This is a genomic window from Stenotrophomonas testudinis, from assembly GCF_024499815.1.
Taxonomy (GTDB): domain Bacteria; phylum Pseudomonadota; class Gammaproteobacteria; order Xanthomonadales; family Xanthomonadaceae; genus Stenotrophomonas.
In genome coordinates, this window is the sequence record NZ_JAMOKY010000007.1 from 37225 (window position 1) to 55206 (window position 17982).

Consider the following 17982-nt stretch of genomic DNA (forward strand, 5'->3'; position numbering starts at 1 on the left):
CAGCGGCCTCAATCCGGTGCCTTGGCCGGTACGAAGGGTGAGGTCGGGTCACTGGCCGGAAACGTCTCTTCCAGGGCCTGGTCCTGGTTGTCACTGGCATGCTGTTTGCGCTCGCGGCGCTTGAGCGGGCTTTCCTGACCGCCGCGGTTCCGGTCGCCGCAGTCCTTCCGGTCCAGTGCTGCCTGTTCAGTCTCGCGCTTCACCGGCAGATGCGGGCCATCCTGCTGCGCGGTCTGCGGGTTGCCCGGGTCCGCATGCGCCTCATGGCTTCCGGCATCGACGAAGGGGGCACCGGTGCCGCGGAAATCTGCCTCATCATTGTCGTGCTTGGCGCGCTGCTCGCCAGCCACGGGCGCTGTCGTCTCGCGCAGCGGGTCGCGGGAGGTATCTCGGTTCATGGCGGTCATTTCTCGCTGGGCGGGGACTCCACTTAACCGTTCTGGAGGTAAAGCCACTGCGAACCCGGCGTCATGAACATCTCTGTCACCAGTGCATAACAGCGTGGGGCGTATCCCTCCCAGCCCAGACACTGACGCAGGACCTCGCCGTGGCCCGCCTGGAACGACCCGCACCGTCCGTCTTCAACGCGCTGCTGGACCCGTTGTCAGCGCGCAGCCCGAAACGCGGAACCCGCCGCCACCCGGATCCGCAGGCGGTGGCGCAGGACTACCTGCAATACATGCTGACTGATTACGAAGGGCGCCGCGGCCACGGCCATCGGAACTGGCGCGACCTGTGCCCGGTCTACGCCTTCGCACTGACCACCCATGCGGCCGACTGGCCACGTGGAGGTGATGTGGATACCTGCGAGGAGCTGGCCGCGCACTGGGATCAGATGCGAGGGCAGTCACGCCTGGATTGGGAGCAGGCGTGGCCCGTAGTGGAGGACGCCTGGCGCGCCCTGGACCACATCCCAGTCACCGCCGTGAGGCCTCTGCTGCAGTAGTACCGGCCATCCTCCCTCCACACTCCGGACACGGTCGTTTCACGGCAGGCCACCGAAGCTGGGTACCCATGCTGACTGCCCAGGTACGCCCATGGCCCGCCCGATCTGGACCGGTACCCTTTCCTTCGGCCTGCTGAACGTGCCGGTGTCGCTGATGTCCGGCGAACGCAAGGTCGACCTGCAGTTCCGCATGCTCGATTCGCGCGATCGCAAGCCGATCCGCTTCGAACGGGTCAACGCCGATACTGGCGAGGAAGTGCCGTGGAAGGACATCGTCAAGGCCTTCGAATACGACAAGGGCAGCTACGTCGTGCTGGAAGAAGGCGACATTCGCTCGGCCGCGCCGGAGAGCCATGAAACGGTGGAGGTGGAGTCGTTCGTCGACGCCGCGCAGATCGATCCCCGCTACTTCGAAAAACCTTACCTGCTGGTGCCGGGCAAAAAGGCCGAGAAAGGCTATGTGCTTCTGCGCGAGACGCTGCGCAGCACAGGCAAAGTGGGTATCGCCCGGGTCGTTGTGCGCACGCGCGAGTATCTCTGTGCAGTGATGCCCAATGAAGACGCGCTGGTGTTGATGATCCTGCGCTACCCGCAGGAACTGGTCGATCCGGCGGACTACAAGCTGCCCACCGGCAGTCTTTCCGATTACAGGATCACCAGCAAGGAAACCGCGATGGCCGAACAGTTGATCGAATCGATGGCCGGTGACTGGGATCCCACGCAATACCACGATGAATTCCGCGAGCGCCTGCAGCAGGTGTTGAACAAGCGCATCAAGACCAAGGGCGGCACCACCCAGGTGGAAGAGGAGCCGGTGGCGCACGAGGATGCCAGCACCAACGTGGTGGATTTCATGGCGCTGCTGCAGAAGAGCCTGGATGCCAACAAGCGTACGCCGGCGAAGAAGACCGCGACGCGCAAGGCACCGGCGAAGAAGGCTGCGAAGAAAGCCACGAAGAAGACCGCCGGCAAGGCCGCCAAGGCGACGAAGAAGGCCGCACCGCGCCGCAAGGCAGGCTGAGCCATGTCGCTGCACCAGTACCGCCGCAAGCGCCGTCTTGGCGGTGGCAGCGGGCAGACGCCGGAGCCGGATGATGGCCCGGCAGCAGGCAATCCGAAGCGGCGCCCGCAGTTCGTCATCCAGCTGCACCACGCCAGCTCGCGGCACTACGATTTCCGCCTGGAAATGGACGGTGTGCTGAAGAGCTGGGCGGTGCCGAAGGGGCCGTCGTTGCGGGTGGGCGAGAAGCGCCTGGCGGTGGAAGTGGAGGACCATCCGCTGTCCTATGCCGGCTTTGAAGGGGATATTCCCGAAGGCCATTACGGCGCAGGCCACGTGCAGGTGTTCGACCACGGCAGCTGGGGCTGCGAAGGCGACCCGCTGCAGGCGCTGGCCGATGGCAAGCTCGACTTCGTGCTGCACGGGCAGCGCTTGAGTGGCGGCTGGAAGCTGGTGCGCACGGCCATGAAGGGGCGGCAGGTGCAATGGCTGCTGATCAAGCGTGACGATGCCGACGCGCGTGATGCCGAGGCCGATGATCTTGTGCAGAATCCCATGCCCGCATCCAAGGCTGCTACAAAGCAGGTGAAAAAGGCCGCAAAGAAGCCAGCGCGCGCCGGGACCCGCAAGGCAGACGCACGCTGGCATGCGCGCGCGCTGAAGCTCGCCGGTGCACGCGACCATCCGTATCCGCGCGGCTTCAAGCCGCAGCTGACTGATCACCGGGACACCGCACCCGATGGCGAACGCTGGCTGCATGAGATCAAGTGGGACGGCTACCGCCTGCTGGCCGACCTGCACGACGGTGAGCTGAAACTGCGCTCACGCAATGGCCTGGACTGGACCGATGACTTCCCCGAAGTCGCCCAGGCCGTGCGCGCACTGCCGGTGCGTGATGCGCGCCTGGATGGCGAGCTGGTCGTGCTCGACAAGCAGGGCCGTAGTGATTTCGCGGCCCTGCAGCGTGTCATCGATAGCAGCTCGAAACAGCCGCTGCGCTACATCGTGTTCGATCTGCCCGGCGTGGCCGGCGTGGACATCAGCCGCGCGCCGTTGCTGGAACGCAAGGCCCTGCTCAAGGACCTGATCGGACCGGAGCCGGGCACGCTGGCCTACAGCGAACACGTGCTCGACCATGGCCCTGCGGTGTTCGCCGCCAGCGGCGAGGCCGGCTTCGAAGGCATCGTCAGCAAGCAGATCGATGCGCCCTATGTGAACGCCCGCGCGCGCAGCTGGGTGAAGGTGAAGCACGAGGACACCGACGAATTCGTCATCGTCGGCCACACCGCGCCCAAGGGCAGCCGGGTCGGCTTCGGTTCGCTGCTGCTGGCCACGGCCGATGCCGGCGGCCTGCGCTATGTCGGTCGGGTCGGCACCGGCTTCGACGATGCGGCGTTGAAGGCGCTGAGCAGCGCGCTGGTGCCGCTGGCGGTGAAGAAAGCGGTGCTGGAGCTGCCGGCGCATGTTCCCTTCCGCGCGGCCAGCGTGCGCTGGGTAAAACCGGTGGTGGTGGCCGAAGTGGCCTTCCGTGGCTGGGGCAAGGAAGGGCTGCTGCGCCAGGCCAGCTTCAAGCGCCTGCGCAGCGACAAGCAGACGCAGGACCTGGGCGTGACGCAGGCGACGGGCGGCGACGATGCAGCGGTGGCCATCAGCCATCCGCAACGGTTGGTGTACCCGCAGCGCAAGCTCAGCAAGGGCGACGTGGCCGACTACTACCGGCAGATGGCGCGCTGGATCCTGCCGGAGATCGCCGGCCGCCCGCTGTCACTGCTGCGCTGCCCGGATGGCGTCGGCAAGGCCTGTTTCTTCCAGAAGCATCATGGCCCCGGTCTGGGCGACGCCGTGCATGCGGTGCCGCTGAAACAGAAGAGCGGCCGCGAGGACTACGTCTACATCGATGATGCGCGCGGCCTGCTGCAGCTGGTGCAGATGAACACCCTGGAGCTTCACCCGTGGGGTGCGACGGTCGAGGATCCCGAGCATCCGGATCGCGTGACGTTCGATCTGGACCCCGGCGACGGCGTGAGCTGGGCGCAGGTGAAAGCGGGTGCGCGCGACGTGCGCGACCGCCTGCTGCAGGTCGGCCTGCAGAGCTTTGTGCGGCTGTCCGGCGGCAAGGGCGTGCACGTGGTGGTGCCGCTGCAGCCGACGGCTGGCTGGGAACAGGTCAAGGCGTTCTGCGAAGCCTTCGCCCAGGCGATGGCGCTGGAGCAGCCCGACCGCTACGTGGCGACGATGAGCAAGGCCAAGCGCGAGGGCGTGATCTTCATCGACTGGCTGCGCAATACGCGCGGTGCCACCAGCGTCTGTTCGTGGTCGCTGCGTGCGCGGGAGAGCGCGGGCGTGGCGGTGCCGCTGCGCTGGGAGGAACTGGCGAGAGTGAGCGCCGCCGATGCGTTCCCGATGGACAAGGCGCTGGCCCGCGCGAAGCGCCTGAAGGAAGACCCGTGGCGCGGGATGGAAGAGTTGAAGCAGGTGTTGCCGACTACCGATCTGTAGAGCCGAGCCCACGCTCGGCTTCCGCGTCCACGATCAGGAGCAGCCGAGCATGGGCTCGGCTCTACAGGGAAGGCGACGCGCGAAGACGCCGCCTCCTGCGCCGCTCAGAAGTCCGCGCGGATGCCGAAGGTGACGCGGCGGCCGGAGAACTCGTACTGGGTCGGGAACGCCTTGTCGATCGTGTAACCACTGGTCTTCTCGTCCAGCAGGTTGATCGCTTCCAGGTTCAGCTTCCAGGTGTCATTGAGGCGGAAGCCGATCGAGGCATCCAGCTGGCCATAGGCATCGCGGTAGACCGGATACATGTTCAGGTGGATGTACTCGACGTACTTGTCCTTGTAGTTGTACGAGGCGCGCGCGCTGAAGCGGTCGTTCTCGTAATACAGGGTGAAGTTGTACGCCTTCTCGGCCAGGCCTTCCGGTGGGGTCGGGATGTCCAGGTCCGACGCGCCGGTCAGCGAGTTGTCCAGCTGGGTGTAATTGGCGTTGATGCCCCAGCCTTCCAGTGCCGGGTGCAGCATCGACAGCGGCAGCTGCGCGACCAGCTCGACGCCGGTGACCCTGTAGGAACCGTCGGCGTTGACCGGCTGGTAGACCTCGAAGTCGTAGTAGCCGTCCAGCGACCCGTTGGCGTTGAGCTTCTCGACGTCCGGCACGATGCCGGTCAGCGACTGCCGCACCACGCCGTCGATCTTCTTGGAGAAGTACGACGCGGCCAGCAGGCCACCGTTCTGCAGATACTTCTCCAGGCCCACTTCCCACTGCTTGGCGGTGGTCGGCTTCAGCGCCGGGTTGCCGTCCATGAAGCGGAAGCTGCTCCAGCTGACGGTGCGGCGGTAGGCGATGTCGGTCAGCGACGGACGCATCAGCGTTTCCGAGGCGGCACCGCGCAGCACCAGGCCGTCAGCGATCTCGGCGGTCATGTTGAAGCTGGGCAGGATCTTGCTGTAGTCGCCGCTGCTGGAAATCGGCGTCGGCGTGTAGCCGCTGCTGCCATCGGCGTTCTGCACCGGGTGGAAGCCGGCCGAGTCGACCTCGGTGTCGATCGAGCGCACGCCCAGGTTGGCGTAGACCGGCACGGTGCCGATGTCGAAGTAGAAGTCGGCCATGGCATACAGCGCCAGGGTCTTCTCCTTCACCTCGTAGTACTGGCCCGGATCGATCGGGGTTTCATAGCCCGGGTAGCGGAACGTGGTGCGCGCATAGGCGTTGGACACCTGCTGCCAGTCGAGGTCGCTCGGGCGATACGCACCACCCGGTGCCAGCTGGCTGATCCACACCGGGTTGCTGTCGGCCAGCGTGCGCGTGTTGACCCACGCGGCGCTGCCGGCGGTCGGGCCCTGGATCTTGCCGCTGCCGAACTCGCGTTCCTTGGTCTTGTCGGTGTAGCGCGCGCCGAACTGCACGCCGCTCAGTGCCGGGAAGAAGGCCAGGTTCATCTGCCGGCGCAGGTCGAGCTGCGCGGCGTACTTGTCATCCTTCACCTTCTCCAGCTCGGTTTCGTACGCTTCGAACAGGTACTTGTCCGCGGCGTTGTACATGTCGAAACCGCCGGTGGTGCTCGGCACGGTCGCGCCGCCGTTGCTGGTCCAGCGTGTGCGCGACGGCGCGTAGGCCACGTGCTTGAGGTTGGCGTAGTCCGAGTCCTTGCGCGCGCCGGAGTAGCCGACCAGCGCGTCGATGTCCCAGCCCCCCACCTTCCAGTCCAGCTTGCTGCTGAACTGACGGTAGTCGGTGTTGCCGTTGCGTTCCTTGCTGAGGATCTCGTGCTGGGTGGCGGTGTAGGACACGTCCTTCAGCACGGTGATGCCGTAGGCCGACAGCGTGTCACGGTCGTAGTCGTGGATGGTGTCCAGCGTGCTGCGACTGGACGCCGAGTACGCCGCGGCATCGTACTCGTCCTCGTGCGTGTCATAGCCGCCGAGCATCGCATCGAAGCTGAGCGAGAACGTGTCGCTGGGCTTGAACTGCAGCGACGCGGTGGCGCCCCACTGGTCCTGCTCGTTGAGGTAGACGCGGTCGCCGACCTTGTCCTGGAAGATGATGCGGCTGGTCTCGTCCTTGTCCGTGCGGTTCTGCACGACGATGCCAGCATCGCGCGCCAGCACGGCGGCGGCCTGCGAACCGCGCGTGCCCGACGCTTCCAGGAAGCGGCCCATGGGACGGAAGTTGATGCCCGAGTTGGAGTCGGTGCGGTTGGTACGCTTGGCCTTGGAGAACGACACCAGGCCGCCCCAGTCGCCGAAGGTGTCACTGGCGAGGAAGGAGATCTTCGGGTCGATCTTGCCGTTGATCGAGTTGTGCGAGGCTTCGGCCGAAGCACTGAACTTGGCCTCGGGGAAGTCGAACGGCTTGGCCGTTTCGATGTAGACCGAACCGGCGATGCCACCTTCCTCGTCGGCGGCGGTCGGCGACTTCTGCACGGTGACCGTCTGCACCACGTCGGCGGCGAAGATGTCGAACTGCACGTCGCGCCCGCCACTACCCGAGGCGGTGGCCAGGTTGTTGATCGAGACCAGGGTGAACTCGCTGGGCAGGCCGCGCACGCTGACCTTGCTGCCCAGTCCCTTGGTGCGCTCGATGGTCACGCCCGGCATGCGCTGCAGCGCTTCGGCCAGGTTCTGTTCGGGGAAATCGGCCACGTCGGTGGCGACGATCGAATCGGAGAAACCGATGTTGGCGCGCTTGAGGTCGACCGCGCGTTCCAGGCTCTTGGCATAGCTGCCGGAGACGGTGACGGTGTCCAGCTGCTGCAGCTGTTCGCGGGTATCGCCATCGGCGGCTTCTTCAGCCATTGCATCGATGGGCAGTACGGCGAGGCCGCCGATCAGCACCGCATGCACGGCACGGGACAAAAGCTTCGCATGGGGGGCCGCAGCGGCGGCCTCCCGGTTCTGGTAACGCATCGGATGATTTCCCGGTTCCCTGTGGTGACTTACGCCGCGCCTGCCCGTGTTCCGTGGGTGCAGGCCCCTGCGCCGCGTTGCCGACGTTCGGCGGGCACCGAGCCTAGAGGGGAATTGTTAAGCCTGTGTTGCGCTGCGGGACGGACGACGCCCGAACCGCCAGCCACCGAGCAGCTGCACCGGCAGCGACACCAGCAGGGCGATGGCGAACCAGCGCGGGAAATCGCCGCCCATCACCCACAGGCCGTAGCCGCTGCCGAGTACCAGCAGGGTCCAGATCGAGGTGCCATGCGCACGCGGCCAGCACGGTGCGTAGTAGGTGGCGAAGGCGATGCCGGCAATGCCGCCGAGCACGGTGAAGGCCAGGTCCCAGCCCAGTTGCGCTTCGCTGCCGGGGTGCAGGCCGAACAGCGACGGCAGCCAGCCGCCGGCACTGCTGACCAGAGCCAGCGCGAGCAGCGCACCGACCAGGGCGACGACGGACAGGAAAACGGTCTTGAGCATCTCGGGCATGCCGTCATTGTACGGCGTGTGCGACGTTGCAGCCGAGCTATGGGCTCGGCGCTACAGGGCCTCAGGCCTTGCCCGCGGCCTGCAGCGCGGCGAACTCCTCGTCGCTGAACAGCCGCGAGCGGACCAGGAAGCGCACGCCCTCGCCGTTCTCCAGCGAGAACATGCCGCCGCGCCCGGGCACCACGTCGATGATCAGCTGGGTGTGTTTCCAGTATTCGAACTGCGAGGGGCTGATATGGAACGGCGCGCCGCCGATCTCGCCCAGGCAGACGTCGCGGTCGCCGACGATGAAGTCACCCTGTGCAAAGCACATCGGCGAGGAGCCATCGCAGCAGCCGCCGGACTGGTGGAACAGCAACGGACCATGGCGCGCGCGCAGCGTGTCGATCAGCTGCAGCGCCGCGAGGGTGGCGATCACCTGGTGCGGAAGTTCGTTCACTGGAGCCTCGTCAGGGTACCGTTGCACGGCCGCCGCGCCCGTGGGAGAGGGGGACGGGCGCGGCAGCCATGCGCGGGATGATCAGGCCGCGAAGTCCAGCACCACGCGACCCTCGATGGTACCGGCGTGCATGCGCGCGAACACCTCGTTGATGTTTTCCAGGCGGTCGGTGCTGACCGTCGCCGCGACCTTGCCTTCGGCGGCGAACTGCAGCGATTCCTGCAGGTCCAGGCGGGTGCCGACGATCGAGCCGCGCACGGTCACGCCGTTGAGCACCATGCCGAAGATGTCCAGCGGGAAATTGCCGGGTGGCAGGCCGTTCAACGAGACCGTGCCGCCACGTCGGACCATGCCCAGGGCCTGTTCGAACGCCTTGGGCGAGACCGCGGTGACCAGTGCGCCGTGCGCGCCGCCGATCTCCTTCTTCAGGAAGGCGGCCGGGTCGGTGGTGCGTGCGTTGACGGTGACCTGCGCGCCCAGCCGTCGGGCCAGGGCCAGCTTGCCGTCGTCGACATCGATGGCGGCCACGTTCAGGCCCATGGCGCGTGCGTACTGCACCGCCATGTGGCCGAGGCCGCCGATACCGGAAATCGCCACCCAGTCACCAGGCTTGGTATCGGTGACCTTCAAGCCCTTGTAGACGGTCACGCCGGCGCACAGCACCGGTGCGATCTCCACGAAGCCCACTTCCTTCGGAAGCAGGCCGACATAGTTGGCATCGGCCAGTGCGTACTCGGCGAAGCCGCCGTTGACCGAGTAGCCGGTGTTGCGCTGCGTTTCGCACAGCGTTTCCCAGCCACCCAGGCAGTGTTCGCAATGGCCACACGCCGAGTACAACCAGGGGATGCCGACCCTGTCGCCTTCCTTGACGTGCCCTACCCCGCCTCCCACGGCCACGACGTGCCCCACGCCCTCGTGGCCGGGGATGAATGGCGGGTTCGGTTTCACCGGCCAGTCGCCCTCGGCGGCGTGCAGGTCGGTGTGGCAGACGCCACAGGCCTCGATTCTGACCAGTACCTCGCCCGCCCCCGGGCGCGGTACCACGACTTCCTCGATGACCAGCGGCTTGCCGAACTCACGGACGACGGCAGCCTTCATGGTTCTATTCATGCGGGTTTCTCCGTAGTGCGCTTGCAGACAGGATGGCGCCGGCCCCATGCCCGCGCCTTGATCCCGATCAATCCATCAGAAGAAGCCCAGCTTCTTCGGCGAGTAGCTGACCAGCAGGTTCTTGGTCTGCTGGTAGTGGTCGAGCATCATCTTGTGGTTCTCGCGGCCGATGCCCGACTGCTTGTAGCCGCCGAACGCCGCGTGCGCGGGGTAGGCGTGGTAGCAGTTGGTCCACACGCGCCCGGCCTGGATGGCGCGGCCCATGCGGTACAGGCGCGAGGCATCGCGGCTCCACACGCCGGCACCGAGGCCGTACAGCGTGTCGTTGGCGATCTGCAGCGCTTCTTCCTCGGTCTTGAACGTGGTCACCGCCACCACCGGCCCGAAGATCTCCTCCTGGAAGATGCGCATGCGGTTGTGGCCCTTGAACACGGTGGGCTTCACGTAATAGCCGCCGGCCAGTTCGCCGCCGAGCGTGTTCTGCTCGCCGCCGATCAGCACTTCGGCGCCTTCCTGCCTGCCGATGTCGATGTAGGAAAGAATCTTCTCCAGCTGCTCGGACGATGCCTGCGCACCGATCATGGTGTCCGGGTCCAGCGGATCGCCCTGCTTGATCGCAGCCACCCGCTTGAGCACGCGTTCCATGAAGCGGTCGTAGATCGATTCCTGCACCAGTGCACGCGACGGGCAGGTACACACCTCGCCCTGGTTCAGCGCGAACAGCACGAAGCCTTCCACTGCCTTGTCGAGGAAATCATCGTCCTCGGCCATCACGTCGGCGAAGAAGATGTTGGGCGACTTGCCGCCCAGTTCCAGCGTCACCGGAATCAGGTTCTGGCTGGCGTACTGCATGATCAGGCGGCCGGTGGTGGTCTCACCGGTGAAGGCGATCTTCGCGATGCGGGGGTTGCTGGCCAGCGGCTTGCCCGCTTCCAGGCCGAAGCCGTTGACGATGTTGAGCACGCCCGGCGGCAGCAGATCGCCGATGATTTCCATCAGCACCAGGATCGAGGCCGGGGTCTGTTCGGCCGGCTTGAGCACCACGCAGTTGCCGGCGGCCAGTGCCGGGGCCAGCTTCCACGCGGCCATCAGCAGCGGGAAGTTCCACGGGATGATCTGCCCGACCACGCCCAGCGGTTCGTGGAAGTGGTAGGCCACGGTGTCCTTGTCGATCTCCGACAGGCTGCCTTCCTGCGCGCGCACGGCGCCGGCGAAGTAGCGGAAGTGGTCAACCATCAGCGGGATGTCGGCGTTGAGCGTCTCGCGGATCGGCTTGCCGTTGTCCCAGGTTTCGGCGCGAGCGATCAGTTCAAGGTTCTGTTCGATGCGGTCGGCGATGCGGTTGAGGATGTTGGCGCGCTCGGTGGTGGAGCGCTTGCCCCAGTCATCCTTGGCGGCATGCGCGGCGTCGAGCGCGGCCTCGATGTCCTCGGCATTGGAGCGCGCCACCGAGGTGAGCACCTTGCCGGTGATGGGCGTGGTGTTGTCGAAGTACTGGCCGCTGCGCGGGGCCACCCACTGGCCGCCGATGTAGTTGTCGTAGCGGGGCTTGAACAGGGCGCTGGGGTCGGCCGGGTCGGTCGAGGGCGAGGCAACGGCATTCATCGTGGGCACTCCTTGGATGGCCCGGACAACCCGGGGCCTGCCCAAGTACCGCAATGAGCGTGCCAACCGCGCTGGTGCTGCGGCGCGTCACGGGGCGCGGCGGCGCCGTTGCAACCGACCCCCGCGCGGAATGCGGCGGTGCACCAGCGGTCGTCATCGCAACTGAAGCCGCGATGTGCTTTTAATCGGGACAGTGCCCGCAACAACTGTCGCAGAATGCGACACAGGAGCGTCAGGGTGTCCCAGCCGATTCTTCCCGAGCGCGTGGGTGGCGCGCGCCGTGCCTTCTTCGAGCGCGGCGCCTCGCCGGCCGGGGCGGTGCCCGACGCCATCCTGCAGTCGTGGCGGCGCTGCCAGCGGCAGGGCCTGTCGGTGGACGCGCGGCCCGACGTGGCACCGGTGCCCGAGCTGTCGCTGCGTGAACTGCGCCAGCGCCGCGAGCGCCTGTGGCGGCTGGCCCGTCCCGAGCTGGAAGGGCTGGCAAGCTCGCTGGCCAGCAGCGATGGCATCGTGCTGCTCACCGACGAGGAAGGCTGGGTGCTGGACGCCGAGGGCAGCAACAGCTTCCTCGACCGCGCCGGACAGGTCGCGCTGATGCCGGGAGTGCGCTGGGACGAAGGCACGGTCGGCACCAATGCCATCGGCACGGCCATCGTCGAAGGCCGTGCCCTGCAGGTGCGCGGCGGGGAACACTTCTTCGCCCCGCACGGCATCCTGACCTGCTCGGCCACGCCGATCTTCGATCCGTTCGGGCAGCGCGTCGGCGTGCTCGACATCTCCGGCGATGCACGCCACGCCCACCTGCATGCGCTGGCGCTGGGCCGCCACGCGGTGGACCAGATCGAGCATCGCTATTTCGCTGATGGGCTGGACGACTGCGAACTGCTGCACCTGCATGCGCAGCCGCTGTTGCTGGGCAGCCCGCGCGAGGCCCTGCTGGGCTTCCGCAATGGCCGCCTGGTGGCCGCCAACCGGGTCGGCCTGGGGTTGTTCGGGCTGGACCGCCACGACATCGGCCACGCGTCCTACGAGGCCCTGTTCGACCAGCCGCTGTCGCGCCTGCATGACGACGGCCTGCTGCTGGACCGGCAGGGGCGTGCGCTGTACGGCCACAGTGACGGCAGGCGCCATACGCGTGCCGCTGGCGCAGTGATTGCGCGCACGCCCCGCGTGGCCCCTGCCGCCGCCGCGCCCGCGCTGCTGGCGGCACCCGGCACGGTGCTGGCGGCGCTGGTGCAGCAGCAGTTGCGCCAGGCGGTGCGGGTGCTGGATGCGGGGCTGCCGGTACTGGTGCAGGGCGAAACCGGCACCGGCAAGGAGGTGTTCGCGCGCGAGCTGCATCGCCGTTGCGCGCGTGCCGGCCAACCGCTGGTGGCGGTGAACTGCGCGGCCTTGCCTGAGGGCCTGATCGAAGCCGAGCTGTTCGGCTACGAGGAAGGCGCGTTCACCGGCGCGCGCCGGCAGGGCAGTACCGGCCTGCTGCGGCAGGCGCAGGGCGGCGTGCTGTTCCTGGATGAGATCGGCGACATGCCGCTGGCCCTGCAACCGCGCCTGCTGCGCGTGCTGCAGGAACGCGAGCTGTCACCGCTGGGCGGTGGCCGCCCGGTGAAACTGGACTTTGCCCTGGTCTGTGCCAGCCACTGCGACCTGCAGCAGGCCGTGGCCGAGGGGCGCTTCCGGGCCGATCTGTACTACCGCATCGCCGACCATGTGGTGCATCTGCCGGCGCTGCGCGAGCTGGACGAACGCGGTGCGCTGCTGCAGGCGCTGTGGGCGCCGATGGCACAGGGCCGCGTGCTGCAGGCGGAGGTGCTGCAGGTGCTGCAGAAACAGCGCTGGCCCGGCAACCTGCGGCAGCTGCAGGCCTGCCTGCGAACGCTGGTGGCGTTGAGCGACCCGGGTGAGCAGATCACGCCTGCGCACTTGCCTGCCGAACTGCTGAAGGTGCCGAGGGTACAGGCGGCTGACGTCAGCACTGCATCGGGCGGGCTGCGTGACATCGCCGAGGACGCGATGCGGCAGGCTCTGCAGGACGCCGACGGCAATGTCACCGCCGCAGCCAGGCAGCTGGGTATCAGCCGCAGCACGCTGTACCGGCGCCTGGGCCAGCCCGCCACGCGCTGAACCCGCGCGGTGGACTGGTAGAGTCGAGCTTGCTCGACTGCTGTTCGCGCAGCGCATAAGCTGAAGCAGTCGAGCAAGCTCGACTCTACGTGCAGTAGCTCAGCCGGCCAGCACCGCTGCTTCGCGGGCCAGGCGCTCGATGCTGTCCCAGTCGCGTGACTGCATCAGGGCCGCGGTGGTCAGCCACGAACCGCCCACGCACAGCACGTTGGGCAGGTGCAGGAACTGCGGCGCGGTCTGCGCGCTGATGCCACCGGTCGGGCAGAAGCGCACATCGGCGAACGGGCCGTGCCATGCCGACAGGAGCGGCGCACCGCCGGACTGCACCGCCGGGAAGAACTTGAACGTGTCCAGGCCGGCCTCGAGGCCGAGGATCAGTTCCGAACCGGTGGCCACGCCAGGCAGGTAAGGCAGGTCGGCATCGCGGGCGGCCGCATACAGCGTCGGCGTCGCACCGGGCGACACCGCGAAGCGCGCGCCGGCGGCCTTGGCCGCGTCCATCTGCGCCGGCGTCAGCACCGTGCCGGCACCCACCACCGCATCCGGAACGGCCTCGACCATCGCCTTGATCGCGTCCAGTGCACGTGGCGTGCGCAGGGTCACTTCGATCACCGGCAGGCCGCCACGGAACAGCGCCTGCGCGACCTGCACCGCATCGTCCACGTCATCGGGAGTGAACACCGGAATCACCGGTGCAAGTTTCAGTACCGCACGTACGCGCGGATCAGCGCCGGACATCGAATCGCTCCTCGCCCACCAGGGCCAGTACGTCAGCTTCGCTGACGGGGTTGAAATCGCCGGGGATCGAGTGCTTCAGTCCACCGGCAGCCAGGCCGAAACGCACGGTGGCGTCGGCATCGAAGCCGGACAGGATGCCATGCAGGATGCCCGCGGCGAATGCATCGCCACCGCCGATGCGGTCGACGATGCCCTGCAGCTGGCGCACCGGTGCCTGGGCGCGGGTGCCATCGCGGCCCAGCAGCAGCGCGCCCAGCGCATGGTGGTCCACGCTGAGGGCCTGGCGCTGGGTGCACGCCATCCACTGCAGCTGCGGGAAGGCGGCAAACGCCGCAGCGGCCGCGGCTTCGACCTTCGCCACCACGTCGGCCTGCTCGAAGCGCTGGCCGAGGATGACTTCGATATCGCGGTAGTCGGCGAAGACGATGTCGGCCTGGGCGAACAGCTCGTGCAGGATCGCCTGCGCATCGCCGCCCCAGCGCTGCCACAGCTTGGGCCGGAAGTTGCCATCGAAGGAGACGCGCACGCCCAGCGCACGCGCCGCGCGCGCCGCCGCCAGGGTGGCCTGCGCCACGTCCGGGCCCAGCGCCGGGCTGACCCCGGACAGGTGCAGCCACTGCGCGCCCTGCAGCAGCACCGGCCAGTCGTAGTCGGCCGCGGTGCTGCGCGCGAAAGCGGAGTCGGCGCGGTCATAGACCACTTCGCTGGCACGCTGCACCGCGCCGGTGGTCAGGAAGTACAGGCCCATGCGCCCGTCCCGGTCCTGCCGCACGCTGCGCGTATCGACCCCGTGCCGGCGCAGTTCACCCAGCACGTGGGCGCCCAGTGCGTTGCCGGCCACGGTGCTGACCATGGCGACCTCATGTCCAAAGCGGGACAGCGAGACACCCACGTTCGCTTCCGCACCGCCCACGTGCACCTGCAGCTGCGGCGACTGCATCAGCAGTTCGTTACCCGGTGCGCCCAGGCGCAGCAGCAATTCCCCGAAACATACGACACGACCCATTTCCGCTCCCTTTCGCTGGCCGCCCGCAGCGACTGCTGGGCGGCGTGGAATCGCGCCACGCACCCGCGTGGCGGTTGACCATCGGTGTCATCAAGAAACCGAGCGGCCGTGGGCACAGCCTACCAAACTGTCAGAACCATTGTCCCGCAAGCGTCTTGGAGACATCGCAGGTCTGTTGCGGTGCAAGATGCCGCCGAGGGAACGTGCTGCTACCGTCGGCTCTGACCAGCGGTGTCATTCCGCTGAAAACTCGCGAGACCAGACCTTTGGGAGAGGGGAAAGGCATGCATTCTCGGAACCAAGCAAAAAAGACACCGGTTACCTTGCTCGCCATGGCGGTCAGCCTGGCCCTGTCGGCAGGCGCCGCTGCCCAGCAGCAGAGCGAGGCGCCCAGCGCCACCAATCTCGATACGGTGAACGTCACCGGCTACCGCGCCAGCGTCGAGAAAGCGCTGGACATCAAGCGCGGCGAGGCCGGCGTGGTCGATGCCATCGTGGCCGAGGATGTCGGCAAGTTCCCCGACCTGAACCTGGCCGAGTCGCTGCAGCGCATACCGGGCGTGGTCATCACCCGCGAAGCCGGTGAAGGCCGCAACATCTCGGTGCGCGGCCTGGGCCCGGACTTCACCCGCGTGCGCATCAACGGCATGGAAGCGCTGACCACGGTCGGCGCCGGCGACCAGAGCGGCGGCACCAACCGCGGTCGTGGCTTCGACTTCAACGTCTTCGCCTCGGACCTGTTCTCGCAGATGGTGGTGCGCAAGACCGCGTCGGCCGACGTCGAGGAAGGTTCGCTGGGTGCAACGGTCGACCTGCGCACGGCACGCCCGTTCGACTACGATGGCTTCACTTTCGTCGCCAGTGGCCAGGCCAGCTACAACCAGATGGCCGAGAAGGCCGACCCGCGCCTGGCCGCGCTGATCTCCAACACCTTTGCCGACGGCACCTTCGGCGCGCTGCTGTCGGTGGCCTACTCCGAGCGCCAGGCGCTGGAGGAAGGTTCCAACACCGGCCGCTGGGCCAACGGCACCAGCAACGGCGGCTTCAGTGCGACCTCGCCGTTCACGGCGGCGCGCAGCGCCGATGTCTATCACCCGCGTTTCCCGCGCTACGTGCAGATGGAACACCAGCAGAAGCGCCTGGGCATCACCGGCTCGCTGCAGTGGAAGCCGTCGGACCGCACCGAGATCTCGCTGGACACGCTGTACTCGAAGATCGACGCCACGCGCGACGAGCACTACATCGAAGCGATCTCATTCAGCCGCAACCGCGACTCCGCCACCGGCGCCAACCGCCGACCGGACCGCGACGGCAAGCCGGAAACCATCGTTCGCAATGGTGAGATCCGCAACAACGCGCTGCTCTACGGCGAGTTCGACAACGTCGACCTGCGTACCGAGAACCGCCACGACGAATGGAACACCGAGTTCAAGCAGGTCAGCCTGAACTTCGATCATCGCTTCACCGATGATTTCCAGATGACCGGCAAGGTCGGCATCTCGCGCTCCGCACACGAGAACCCGGTGCAGACCACCATCATCATGGACAAGTACGATGTCGACGGCTACAGCTACGACTACCGTGGCAACAGCCGGGCGCCGATCATCAACTACGGTATCGACCCCACCAACCCCAATGGCTGGGAACTGGCCGAGATCCGCCTGCGCCCGCAGTACGTGGACAACGATTTCGATACCGCCGAGGTCAACTTCAACTGGAATCTCAGCCCTGGCTTCCGCCTGAAGGGCGGCGTGCTGGCCAAGGATTACACCTTCAGCACACTGGAACTGCGCCGCAGCAGTGAAGGCGCAGTACCGCTGCTCGCCGACGGCACGCGCATCGTGCCCGCCGAACTCACCAGCCAGGCCGGCCTGAAGGGCATCAACGGCTCGCCCTCGAACTGGGTGGTGCCGAACCTGGATGCGATCGCCGATCTGCTGGACATCTACAGCAACACCGGTACCTTCGCCCTTGCCCCGCGTGCGAACAACAGCCGCAGCGTCGAAGAGAAGGACCGCGGCGTCTGGCTGATGGGTGAGTTCTCCACCGACCTCGGCTCCATCCCGCTGTCGGGCAACTTCGGCGTGCGCTACGTGCAGACCGAGCAGACCTCCAGCGGCGCAGCCACGGTCGGCGGCGTGCTGCTGGATGCCACCACCAACCGCAAGTACAACGACACCCTGCCCTCGTTCAACCTGGTGGCGGAGATCACCCCGGACTTCCTGATCCGCCTTGGCGCGGCCAAGGTGATGAGCCGCCCGGGCCTGAGCAACCTGACCCCGGGCGTGACCGTGGCCGTAGCCGGCGGCGCGCGCACCGTAGCCGGCGGCAACCCCAACCTCGATCCGTTCCGCGCCACCAACGTCGACATGAGCTTCGAGTGGTACTTCGCCGAAGGTGCAATGGCCGGCATCGGCCTGTTCTACAAGGACATCGATTCGTTCGTGCAGACCACCCGCGAAGTGCGGCCGTATTCCAGCAGCGGCCTGCCGGCCAGCCTGCTCGACGGCACCGGCGCATCGGTCAACGACGACTTCACCTTCAGCATCCCGCTCAACACACCCGGCGGCGAGCTGTATGGCGTGGAAGCCAACTACACCCAGCCCTTCACCTTCCTGCCCGGCGAGTGGTCGAACCTGGGCGTGCAGCTGAACTACACCTGGGTCGATACCAGCATCCAGTACGTCAACGGCACCGGCGTGGCGGTGATGAAGAACCAGCTGACAGGCACCTCGAAGAATGCGTGGAACGCCACGCTGTTCTACGAAGGCGATGCCTGGTCGGGACGTGTCTCGGCCACCAACCGCAGTGACTACCTCACCCAGGCGCCCGGCCAGGAAACCGGCTTCAACCTGGACGGCTACCACGGCATGACCGGCACCACCGTGCTCGATGCCTCCATCCGCTACCGCATCAGCGAACAGCTGGAGCTGAGCCTGGAAGGCATCAACCTGACCAACGAGGCGTCCGATGAGTGGGTCTACTCGCCCACCACCGGCGAGCTGCCGCTGCAGTACACCGAAACCGGCCGCCAGTTCCTGCTGGGCGTGCGCTACAAGTTCTGACCGCTGACGCGGCGGCGTGCAGTCACGCCGC

Annotated in this window: 13 protein-coding genes; 5 read left to right on the forward strand and 8 right to left on the reverse strand. The window is 67.0% G+C overall.

Translation table 11 applies throughout. The annotated features are described in order from the left end of the window. Positions 1-8 precede the first annotated feature (8 nt). Complete coding sequence (locus NQ204_RS06530) at positions 9-398, reverse strand: hypothetical protein (RefSeq protein WP_116863673.1); 390 nt, start codon at positions 396-398, stop codon at positions 9-11. 149 nt (positions 399-547) lie between these two features. Between NQ204_RS06530 and NQ204_RS06535 the strand changes: the two genes are divergently transcribed. The 3 genes from NQ204_RS06535 (at position 548) to ligD (ending at position 4445) form a co-directional block, all read left to right on the forward strand. Further along, positions 548-946 carry a hypothetical protein gene (locus NQ204_RS06535; protein WP_116863657.1) on the forward strand — a complete coding sequence of 133 codons (399 nt, stop codon included), beginning with the start codon at positions 548-550 and terminating at the stop codon, positions 944-946. Between the two features lie 91 nt (positions 947-1037). Beyond that, the gene (gene ku / locus NQ204_RS06540) at positions 1038-1967 is read left to right on the forward strand and encodes a non-homologous end joining protein Ku (RefSeq protein ID WP_116863658.1); all 930 of its coding nucleotides are present in this window, start codon (positions 1038-1040) and stop codon (positions 1965-1967) included. Between the two features lie 3 nt (positions 1968-1970). Beyond that, complete coding sequence (ligD, locus tag NQ204_RS06545) at positions 1971-4445, forward strand: DNA ligase D (RefSeq protein WP_256643391.1); 2475 nt, start codon at positions 1971-1973, stop codon at positions 4443-4445. A 104-nt stretch (positions 4446-4549) separates the two neighbouring features. Here the strand turns inward: ligD and NQ204_RS06550 are convergent, their stop codons facing one another. From NQ204_RS06550 to adh, 5 genes are all read right to left on the reverse strand, one after another. Then, positions 4550-7351, reverse strand: coding sequence for a TonB-dependent receptor (locus NQ204_RS06550; RefSeq protein WP_256643392.1), 2802 nt, complete (start codon positions 7349-7351; stop codon positions 4550-4552). Between the two features lie 117 nt (positions 7352-7468). After that, positions 7469-7864 carry a hypothetical protein gene (locus NQ204_RS06555; protein WP_116863661.1) on the reverse strand — a complete coding sequence of 132 codons (396 nt, stop codon included), beginning with the start codon at positions 7862-7864 and terminating at the stop codon, positions 7469-7471. A gap of 61 nt (positions 7865-7925) precedes the next feature. After that, positions 7926-8303 (reverse strand): DUF779 domain-containing protein, encoded by a 378-nt coding sequence (locus NQ204_RS06560; protein WP_116863662.1) that lies wholly within the window; start codon positions 8301-8303, stop codon positions 7926-7928. A gap of 81 nt (positions 8304-8384) precedes the next feature. Further along, positions 8385-9413: an alcohol dehydrogenase AdhP gene (gene adhP, locus NQ204_RS06565; RefSeq protein WP_116863663.1), complete on the reverse strand. Its 1029-nt coding sequence runs from the start codon at positions 9411-9413 to the stop codon at positions 8385-8387. A 75-nt stretch (positions 9414-9488) separates the two neighbouring features. Continuing rightward, on the reverse strand, positions 9489-11018 hold the full coding sequence (adh, locus tag NQ204_RS06570; protein WP_116863664.1) for an aldehyde dehydrogenase: 1530 nt from the start codon (positions 11016-11018) through the stop codon (positions 9489-9491). Positions 11019-11255: 237 nt separating this feature from the next. Between adh and NQ204_RS06575 the strand changes: the two genes are divergently transcribed. Next, positions 11256-13142 (forward strand): sigma-54-dependent Fis family transcriptional regulator, encoded by a 1887-nt coding sequence (locus NQ204_RS06575; protein WP_243402695.1) that lies wholly within the window; start codon positions 11256-11258, stop codon positions 13140-13142. Between the two features lie 99 nt (positions 13143-13241). On the opposite strand, the gene eda is transcribed toward NQ204_RS06575, so the two are convergent. Then, the gene (gene eda, locus NQ204_RS06580) at positions 13242-13880 is read right to left on the reverse strand and encodes a bifunctional 4-hydroxy-2-oxoglutarate aldolase/2-dehydro-3-deoxy-phosphogluconate aldolase (RefSeq protein ID WP_108767183.1); all 639 of its coding nucleotides are present in this window, start codon (positions 13878-13880) and stop codon (positions 13242-13244) included. Further along, the gene (locus NQ204_RS06585; protein ID WP_116863666.1) at positions 13867-14886 is read right to left on the reverse strand and encodes a sugar kinase; all 1020 of its coding nucleotides are present in this window, start codon (positions 14884-14886) and stop codon (positions 13867-13869) included. The genes eda and NQ204_RS06585 overlap by 14 nt, the downstream gene beginning before the upstream one ends. A gap of 284 nt (positions 14887-15170) precedes the next feature. Between NQ204_RS06585 and NQ204_RS06590 the strand changes: the two genes are divergently transcribed. Further along, positions 15171-17951 (forward strand): TonB-dependent receptor, encoded by a 2781-nt coding sequence (locus tag NQ204_RS06590; RefSeq protein ID WP_256643393.1) that lies wholly within the window; start codon positions 15171-15173, stop codon positions 17949-17951. Positions 17952-17982: the final 31 nt, after the last annotated feature.